The organism is Chamaesiphon sp. VAR_69_metabat_338 (assembly GCF_031423935.1).
GTDB lineage: Bacteria > Cyanobacteriota > Cyanobacteriia > Cyanobacteriales > Chamaesiphonaceae > Chamaesiphon.
In genome coordinates this window covers 1-8,884 of record NZ_JANPGM010000144.1, presented here as the reverse complement: position 1 = coordinate 8,884, position 8,884 = coordinate 1, and the positions used below count along the sequence as shown (strand labels likewise).

8 protein-coding genes are annotated in these 8,884 nt (G+C 48.1%); 5 read left to right on the top strand and 3 right to left on the bottom strand.

Annotation, left to right across the window (positions count from 1 at the left end; genetic code table 11):
• Window positions 1-208 precede the first annotated feature (208 nt).
• Entirely contained in the window at window positions 209-640 is a 432-nt protein-coding gene (locus RMO84_RS04170) for a cobalamin biosynthesis protein (RefSeq protein ID WP_310487221.1), read from the bottom strand.
• Between RMO84_RS04170 and rsmI the strand changes: the two genes are divergently transcribed.
• The 4 genes from rsmI (at window position 624) to RMO84_RS04150 (ending at window position 4,803) form a co-directional block, all read left to right on the top strand.
• Complete coding sequence (gene rsmI / locus RMO84_RS04165) at window positions 624-1,511, top strand: 16S rRNA (cytidine(1402)-2'-O)-methyltransferase (protein WP_310487220.1); 888 nt, start codon at window positions 624-626, stop codon at window positions 1,509-1,511. The two genes, RMO84_RS04170 and rsmI, sit on opposite strands and share 17 nt — an antisense overlap.
• Before the next feature lie 33 nt (window positions 1,512-1,544).
• Window positions 1,545-2,261 (top strand): Uma2 family endonuclease, encoded by a 717-nt coding sequence (locus RMO84_RS04160; RefSeq protein ID WP_310487219.1) that lies wholly within the window; start codon window positions 1,545-1,547, stop codon window positions 2,259-2,261.
• A gap of 120 nt (window positions 2,262-2,381) precedes the next feature.
• A complete protein-coding gene (locus RMO84_RS04155; RefSeq protein WP_310487218.1) occupies window positions 2,382-3,125 on the top strand; it encodes an NlpC/P60 family protein in 744 nt (247 codons plus the stop codon).
• A gap of 568 nt (window positions 3,126-3,693) precedes the next feature.
• Complete coding sequence (locus RMO84_RS04150) at window positions 3,694-4,803, top strand: hybrid sensor histidine kinase/response regulator (protein ID WP_310487217.1); 1,110 nt, start codon at window positions 3,694-3,696, stop codon at window positions 4,801-4,803.
• A 166-nt stretch (window positions 4,804-4,969) separates the two neighbouring features.
• On the opposite strand, the gene groL is transcribed toward RMO84_RS04150, so the two are convergent.
• Complete coding sequence (gene groL, locus RMO84_RS04145; protein ID WP_310487215.1) at window positions 4,970-6,655, bottom strand: chaperonin GroEL; 1,686 nt, start codon at window positions 6,653-6,655, stop codon at window positions 4,970-4,972.
• A 147-nt stretch (window positions 6,656-6,802) separates the two neighbouring features.
• On the bottom strand, window positions 6,803-6,937 hold the full coding sequence (locus RMO84_RS04140) for a hypothetical protein (protein WP_310487213.1): 135 nt from the start codon (window positions 6,935-6,937) through the stop codon (window positions 6,803-6,805).
• 334 nt (window positions 6,938-7,271) lie between these two features.
• Between RMO84_RS04140 and RMO84_RS04135 the strand changes: the two genes are divergently transcribed.
• The coding region (locus tag RMO84_RS04135; protein ID WP_310487212.1) for an NB-ARC domain-containing protein at window positions 7,272-8,884 on the top strand (1,613 nt) is incomplete at its 3' end.

Below are 8,884 nucleotides of genomic sequence, written 5' to 3'. Positions count from 1 at the left end.
AGAGTTTGCTGCTGGTCTGAGTCTGGCTGAGAAAGAAGGCTAAGTTAGGCTTTAGGTTTTAGGTCTTAGGCTTTAGGTCTTAGGCTTTAGGCTTTAGGTAAAATATTTCATTATAGAAACCCGACTTCTTTAGAAACGAAGTCGGGTTTCTAATTGTTTGTACCCCTAGATATAATATCCAGGCACCCTAGACATTAGTGTCGATCGATTATAAATCTTGTCTGGCGATCGCGACTGTAACTGCTTTTGATTCAGCATCGAGTCGAAATTTTTGCTTGGGTACTAACAAGATATCGGTCTGAGCTGCACATAAAGCTGCTGCTTCGGCGACACTAGCCGTCCCGACTAGTGTCGCAACTAATTGAGACGAGTGTGCCATAGTAACGGAATTTAGCCGTTCTGGCGCATAAGTTTTTAAAAACAAGCCCGATTCCTGGCAATATGCCACCAATCCGACCTCATTTGCCTTGCGATCGAGTGTTGCCAGTCCCGCAATTGTGGCAAGATCGAGATCGGACGCGGCGAAGACCGACTCGATCGCCTGTTGAATGGCGAATTTAGATACGCCAAGCTGACACCCGATTCCTACCCATAAATTTTTGGGAGCAACATTAGAACCAAACATGTCAAATGAAGTCACTGGTAAAACTCTATATCTAGTCGGTACGCCGATCGGTAACTTGGGCGATATGACCATGCGGGGCATTCAGGTATTGCGCGATGTGGATACGATCGCGGCTGAAGATACCCGCCATACAGGGAAATTGCTCCACCACTTCGAGATAAAGACGCCGCAAATTAGCTATCACCAGCATAACGAACAACAACGCATTCCCGAACTGATCGCGCAGCTCCAAGCCGGAAAATCGATCGCGCTAGTAACCGATGCGGGGATGCCAGGGATTTCCGATCCGGGTTATTTGATTGTCGCTGCTTGTGTCGCGGTGGGGATTCGGGTGATTCCGATTCCCGGAGTGACAGCGGTAATTACGGCGGTGAGTGCTTCGGGATTGCCGAGCGATCGCTTTGTATTTGAAGGCTTTTTACCTGCCAAGGGAGAGGAGCGCAGAACGCGACTAGAGTCAGTTTCAGGGGAAGCACGGACGCTAGTATTTTATGAATCTCCCCATCGGTTGCGCCAGACATTAGCAGATTTTGCGTCCACATTCGGCGCGGATCGCCAGATCGCGATCGGGAGAGAACTAACCAAATTACACGAGGAGTTTTGGCGCGGCAACATTGGTGAGGCGATCGAGCATTATACTCACACCGAACCGCAAGGGGAATATGCAATTGTTATCGCAGGTGCCGCGACTAGCCAGCCGACGATCTCTGCTGCCGCGATCGATCGCGCCTTAATCGAGCTGATGCGTCAAGGCACATCCCGTTCCCAAGCCAGCCGCATTGTCGCCGAACAAGTTTCGCAATCGCGCCGCTATGTCTATCAATTAGCTCTGGCGATCGATCTCGATGCAGTCAGTGAGACGCAGGAAACAGAAATTGCGGAGTAAAATAGCTGTATCTGTTTTGGTATTATTGTAGCCATGTTCCAATCCGAACTACCCAGATACCTCCCCACCGCCGACGAACTGCCCTGCTCGGACGATACTCCCGTGGATAACGAACTCCAAGAACTGATACCTGGCTTGCTCAAATCGATTTTACAGATCCTATGGGTCGATCGGATGGATTGGTTTTTTGGAATTGATATGGGAATCTACTATCATCCCGAACAACCACCAATTGTGCCCGATGGGTTCTTAAGTTTGGGCGTAGAAAGATTTTACGACGAAGAACTGCGTCCTAGTTATGTACTGTGGGAAGAGCAAGTCGTACCGATTTTCGTGCTGGAAGTCGTTTCGGTGACTCCTGGTCGAGAATACACCAGCAAGCTCGAAGAATACGCCCGCATGGGAGTCTCGTACTATGTCATTTACAACTCTAAGCGGCGACGCAAGCCAAAATTAGAAATCCACAAACTTGTCAACGGTCGATACGAGCTGCAAGATACCAATCCTTTCTGGATGCCAGAAATTGGGTTGGGAATCGGCTACGAGCGCGGTGAGTATGGAGGTTTGACTAGAGATTGGCTGTATTGGTATACAGCAGACAACCAACGTTATTCCACGCCAGAGGAGCAAATTAGACAAGGACAAACAGAGATCGTACAAGCTCAAATCCAAGCTCGTCGAGAACGCGATCGAGCCGAAAAATTGGCAGCTAAACTACGATCGTTGGGAATCGATCCAGATGCGGTGTAATAGTATTTTGGATTGGGGATTGGGGGAAACTTCTGTGCTGTTCAGATCTACAAGATCGCCAAACGATCGAATTACAGTACGGATGGGAACTCTGAAAGTATTCCCTTTCCTACTGCTGTTATGCCGTCGATCGCGATTAGTCGTCGCCAAATCTACCTACTGTGGTGTTTGGCTTGGTTTTTGTTGGTGGTACTCCTGATGCAACCGATCGGTTATGGCGTCATGCGACTAGCGATCGTCGTCTTGGTGGTGGCAATTTGGGCGGGTAGCTTGTATCTATGGTGGCGACGAGTCGCCCTCAGAGTTGTGACGATCGCTGTGACAAGCCTGCTGGTGATGTTTTTACTATTGCCAGGTCGTCCGGTAAATATCGAATCGCTGCGTACTGAATACATCCGATCGTTGCATACTTATCTCGGCACTACCTATGTCTGGGGGGGCGAAAATCATACAGGCATCGATTGCTCTGGTTTAGTCCGTCAGGGGTTGATTCAGGCTGACTTACGGCAGGGGCTAACAACCCTCAATCCCACTTTAGTGCGACGAGGATTGGCGATGTGGTGGTTCGATTTGAGCGCGCTAGCTTTACAGAATGGCGAGCGGGGTTTGACGACGACATTATTTCGATCGGCAAGTATTAACGCTATCGATGTGAATCGACTATTACCAGGCGATCTCGCGGCAACTGTTGACGGGCAACATATTTTGGCTTACGTCGGTCGCCATACTTGGATTGAAGCCGATCCTGGCTACCATCGAACGATGCTAGTTAAAGTGCCAGATTCAGTCAATATCTGGTTTGTGGTACCGGTCGATGTTTTGAGATGGCAGCAATTAGATCTAAACGATCGAAATAACTTTTGAAAGCGGCGCAATTAGAGCTAACCGATCGGCTATATCAATCGTTTAGATCGTTAAATTTTTAGGTAAATAAGCGAGCCATGTTGACGATCGCTTATATTTTTAATAAAGCTGTAATAGAGAAAAATCAATATTCTCCATCTAAAATAGATTAAGTATTAATTAAGTATTGTGCCCCAATCCCCCTTGGTGCTTGTAATCTATCGAGATTCGTTCTATATTTCACATCATTCATTAATTATGCAGTTTTATGCTCTAAGTGTGAATCAATCTAATCAGTAATATAGTAATATGCTAATTGTGACTGGGTATACTAATAAAAAGCAGATATCCATTCTAGCGGCTCATATCGCATAATTAGAATCGGTTCGGTATATTTATCGATACTTATCGCCGCCCCAAGTCCCGAGTGTTAATGCCTTGGCTACCAACAGTGGTTCCCCAGTCGCAATGCATTTGCCGATGGCAATGCTAACGCCATCGATCGCCTGAATTATTCAGCGAACTTTTAGTACCGGGCAGCCCCGCTATCATCCCAAAAATCAGGTGTAGATCGATTACCATGGCAGCTATGAACAAACACTCAATTCTGGTAGTTGATGATGAATTAACTAACTTTGAAGTCGTCGAAGTATTACTTGCTAGCGATAATTATGAAATGACTTATGCTAGTAGTGGCTCGGAAGCATTCAAGATTTTAGAGACAATTAGTCCAGATGTAATTCTGCTAGATCTAATGATGCCCGGTATGGATGGCTTGGCAGTATGCAAACGGTTGAGATTGATGCGCAAATGGCGAGCGATTCCGATTATCATTGTCACTGCGGCTGCGGGTAAATCGATTTTAGCGCAATGTTTAGATGCTGGGGCTGACGATTTTATCAACAAACCGATGGATGGTTTGGAATTGCGATCGAGAGTCAAATCGATGGTACGCAACAAAAAACAATTCGATCGAATCGAGTCTTTATCCAGGCTTCAGCAAAATAGTATTGCGTCATTAGAAAATAATTTAGGTGAATTAGTCGGCGATTTGGCGATCGGATTCGTCACCGAATTAAGTACGCCATTAAGTAGCATTCAAGAGCAACTAGAGGAACTTAGTGCAAATCTAGAACAATTTAGCAAAACGCAAGTGCGACATCTGATCGATTCGGCAAATCGATCGGCAACTAATATTCAAACAAATACTTATAAATTTTGGACGTATCTAGATTTTGCGGCTGAAAAAAAGCAATTTTATAATAATGAAGTTTGTAATATTAAAGAAATTATCGAACAGATCGCGATCGTCCAAGCTCAATGGTTAAATCGAGACAAAGACTTAGATGTCGATATTGAACTAGCCACTATCGCCGTGACAGCCAAGCATAGCGAACTAGCGATTAAAGAATTATTAGATAATGCTTTTAAATTTTCTGAAGCTGGCGTAAAAATTCAACTTTGCGGTCGTGTTATCGATCGATCGTTTCATTTCTGGATTGGCGATCGCCGATCGGATACCCCGATCGATCTGCCGCTCTCTGGCTTGAATGTGGGCGACCAGGAATTAGGATTGGGATTGAAAGTAGTCAAGAAGATCGTCGATTTGTATGATGGTGTGTTTGCGATCGATATTAACTCTCGTCACGAAACGATCGTCTATTTAACGTTGCCGTTGGGATTGGCGGAAGGGAATTAAGTGAATAGTGAATAGTGGATAGATTGTAGGGTGTGTTATCGCGACAGCGTAACGCACCGAAGAGAATAGCTGTGAAGAGCGGATGAGGGTATTTAATAAAAAGAGCCGATCGAAATATTCGATCGGCTCTTTTTATTAACCTAGCTTAGTAACAAAGGCTGGGGGACTACATCATGCCCATGCCGCCCATGCCGCCCATGCCGCCCATGCCACCCATGCCACCCATGCCGCCCATGCCGCCCATGCCGCCCATGTCAGGGGCAGCGGATTTAGGTTCGGGCTTCTCGACGACTAATGCCTCGGTAGTGAGGACTAAACCCGCGATCGAAACTGCATTTTGTAAGGAAGAACGCACGACTTTAGCCGGATCGACAATTCCGGCAGCCATTAAGTCTTCAAATACGCCAGTTGCCGCGTTGTAACCGATGTTATCAGCAGCAATGCGGACTTGTTCTACGACAACGGAGCCTTCGACACCAGCGTTGTTCGCGATCTGACGCAGCGGTGCTTCGAGAGCTTTAGCAATAATATCGGCACCAAGTTTTTCTTCGTTATTGGTGAGGGTTTGCTTAAAGCTCGGGATTTTATTCGCGAGGTGAATCAACGTCGTACCACCACCAGGGAGGATACCTTCTTCAACGGCTGCTTTAGTCGCATTCAGGGCATCTTCGATCCGGAGTTTGCGATCTTTGAGTTCGGTTTCGGTAGCCGCACCGACTTTGATGACGGCGACACCACCAGCAAGTTTGGCAATTCGTTCTTGAAGTTTTTCGGTGTCGTAAGCCGAATCTGTTTCTGCCAGCTGTTGCTTGAGTTGAGCGATCCGTTTTTGAAGGTCGCCACTGCTGCTGTTGCTAGAGACGATCGTGGTGTTTTCTTTATCGATCGTGATTTTTGCAGCCTTGCCCAACATTTCGATCGTGGCAGTATCCAGGTTCAGGCCGATTTCTTCGGAAATCATCTGTCCGCCAGTGAGGATGGCGATATCTTGGAGCATTGCTTTGCGACGATCTCCAAAGCTAGGAGCCTTGATGGCGGCCACGCTGAGGACACCGCGTGCTTTATTAACAACTAGAGTCGCGAGGGCTTCACCTTCAAGATCTTCAGCGATGATTAACAACGGCTTGCCAGCGCGGGCGACTTTTTCCAGAATCGGGACTAATTCTTGGATCGAGCTAATTTTTTTGTCAACAATCAGAATCAGCGCATCGTCAAATTCTACGACCATCCGCTCTTGATCGGTGACGAGATAGGGGGAGAGATAACCGCGATCGATCTGCATCCCTTCGACAACATCGAGTTCGGTGGTGAGGGATTTGGATTCTTCGACGGTAATAACGCCATCTTTAGTGACTTTATCCATCGCAGCGGAGATCATTTCGCCGACTTCTAGATCGTTGCCAGCAGAGACGCTGGCTACTTGAGCGATGCCTTTACCTTCAACGGGTTTAGCGAGTTTAGCAATTTCAGCAACCAACATCGTCACGGTTTTGTCCATACCGCGCTTGATGCCCATGGGATTGCTACCAGCGGCGACGTTCTTCAAGCCTTCGCGAATCATTTCTTGAGCCAAGACGGTGGCTGTAGTGGTGCCATCGCCAGCCGAATCTTTGGTTTTGGCAGCAACTTCCTGAATCAATCGCGCCCCAGCATTTTCCAAGGGGTCGGATAATTCGACTTCTTTGGCGACGGTAATCCCATCATTTACGATCTGAGGTGCGCCAAATTTCTTCTCTAGGAGGACATTCCGCCCTTTGGGTCCGAGAGTAATCTTGACCGCATCAGCCAAGGCATTGACGCCCCGTTCGAGGGCACGACGGGACTCTTCGTTAAATGCTATGATTTTTGCCATATTATTTTTTTCTAATCATCTCCTCCAAAATTTAGCACTCTATGACTAGGAGTGCTAAACGGATGCCGATCGATCCATGTGCGGTTTCCCGAACTAATTGCTGGCATTGCTAAAGTAGCCAATCGCGCCGCGCGTCCTCAGGGGTAATTAAAATTGGTGCGGTTTGATGAGGGGCGCAGCCCTACCACTGGCGATCGCGCAGTCGAGAGCGTTACTTTTAGGTAATTCGGCGGCTCCGATCGGTTTGACGATCGAGGGTAGTGCGATAGCTAGAATCTCCACAGCGATCTGGTTAACATAGCAGGTAGATGATGTAAAGAACTGCCCCCAAGAACGGGATGCTCGATCTGGGCAATAACTTCCTCAATTTAAAGTCGAGTGCTCACGCACGCGCTCGCCCAACTTGAGCCGAGCTAGCTAGTTAATAACTAGATAGCTCGGTTAAAGTTGCACGGAGTGTATGATATTTAATTGGTTGAAGAATTAAGATTAAACTCCCAGCTTCAAGCGAGTATTAATTGCCAAATTCCAACATTGAGATTCTTAGCATCGATCGCGCCGATGCTAGCAAGACTTTGCTAGCCGCGCGTTCTTTTGCTGTCAATTGGTTGTAAATATGGATGCCGATCGCGCGATCGCAATTATTGAAACAGTTTTAGCTCCCAAACCCCTGAATCCAGTCCAGATTCAGATTATTCGTGGCGTGCTGGCAGGACAAAGCTATCAACAAATCGTAGCCGCAGCTAAAGCCGAGCCGGATGAGAGCGTCGCTGCCGCGCCAGAACTCGAACCCAGCGATCGCAAACGTACCAAGCGTTATCAGCTCGGTTATATCAAAGGAACTGGCGCGCAATTGTGGCAGTTGTTGAGTCAGAAATTCGATCGAAGAGTTACAAAAAGTAGCTTGGCGGCAGTGCTACTTTGGTATGTCCAGCAACCAGAAGCTAGACTCGACGATCGCCCGAACCTACTAATTGCAGGGGCGGCCAGTCTGGACGATCGAAACCGGCAGGTAGATTTAGATTGCTTGCCAGCAGCTAATTTGGAGCTGGACGCACATTTTTATGGGCGCACGGAGGAGCTATCAACGCTGACTGATTGGTGTCTGTACGAACGTTGTCAGATCGTCTTCCTGATTGGCATGGGAGGGATGGGTAAAACCACTCTGGCGGTGGAGATCGCCCGTACATGTGGGGAATATTTCGATCGGACGATCTGGCGATCGCTGCTTAATGTACCGACGGCAACCGAACTTTGTAGCGATCTACTCCAGTGCCTGCAGCCGCAGCCGCTGTTGGAGTTGCCAGAGGCTTTAGACCGACAGATCGAGCTATTAATTGCCATTCTCAGACGAGATCGCTGTCTGTTGATTGTGGATAATGTTGAATCGATTCTCGAAGGCCAAGTCCAATCCGGTCAATATTTACCGGGCTATGAGGGTTACGATCGATTATTTAAAGCACTGGGCGAATTGCCCCATCACAGTTGTGCGATCCTGACTAGTCGCGAAAAACCCCATACGATCGCCCGATCGCAAATCGTCAGTCCCCAGCTCGTGCGATCGATGACCATCGCGGGGGTGACAGTTAGTGCCGGACATCAATTAATTCAAGCTTATGGTTGTCCGCAGCTCCCAGAGCACATGTGGCAAAAAGTCCACGCGCACTATGCTGGCAATCCGCTCGCCCTCAAAATCGCCGCGATTACGGCGGTGGAAATGACTGGGGGTGGCGAGAAAGTCCTGGAACTCTACGCGCTGATGGAAAGCGGTCAACTTCAGTTTCAGAATATTGACGATATTCTCAATCGGCAATTCGGGCGACTCTCAACGATCGAGCAACAGTTGGTGTCTTGGCTGGCGATCGAACGCGAACCCGTCTCTGGAGCAGAGTTGCGCTCGAATTTATTACTCGATCGCACCGCGCCGGGGGAAATTATCAGTGCGCTGCAGTCACTCTCCCGCCGTTGTATTACGACATGTCGCGATGGCAAATGGTCGCTGCAACCAGTGATGCTGATGTATTTGATGGGGCGATCGGGCGAGCGATTTGTTGCCGAACTACTACCACCATTGCCAGCCGCACCATGTGCGGAGCTGCAAGATCGCTTTGTTCATCTCAATACTTATGCCATCATCAAAGCCACCGCCAAAGATCGCCTCCGCCAAGCTCAGATCCAGTCGATCCTCCGACCCATTCTCAGTCGATTGGTGAGTAGTTGGGAGACAAG

Excerpts from the sequence above, each read along its gene's own strand:
- rsmI (WP_310487220.1), top strand. The coding sequence starts at position 624 with ATGTCAAATGAAGTCACTGGTAAAACTCTATATCTAGTCGGTACGCCG.
- RMO84_RS04160 (WP_310487219.1), top strand. The coding sequence starts at position 1,545 with ATGTTCCAATCCGAACTACCCAGATACCTCCCCACCGCCGACGAACTG.
- RMO84_RS04155 (WP_310487218.1), top strand. The coding sequence starts at position 2,382 with ATGCCGTCGATCGCGATTAGTCGTCGCCAAATCTACCTACTGTGGTGT.
- RMO84_RS04150 (WP_310487217.1), top strand. The coding sequence starts at position 3,694 with ATGAACAAACACTCAATTCTGGTAGTTGATGATGAATTAACTAACTTT.
- groL (WP_310487215.1), bottom strand. The coding sequence starts at position 6,655 with ATGGCAAAAATCATAGCATTTAACGAAGAGTCCCGTCGTGCCCTCGAA.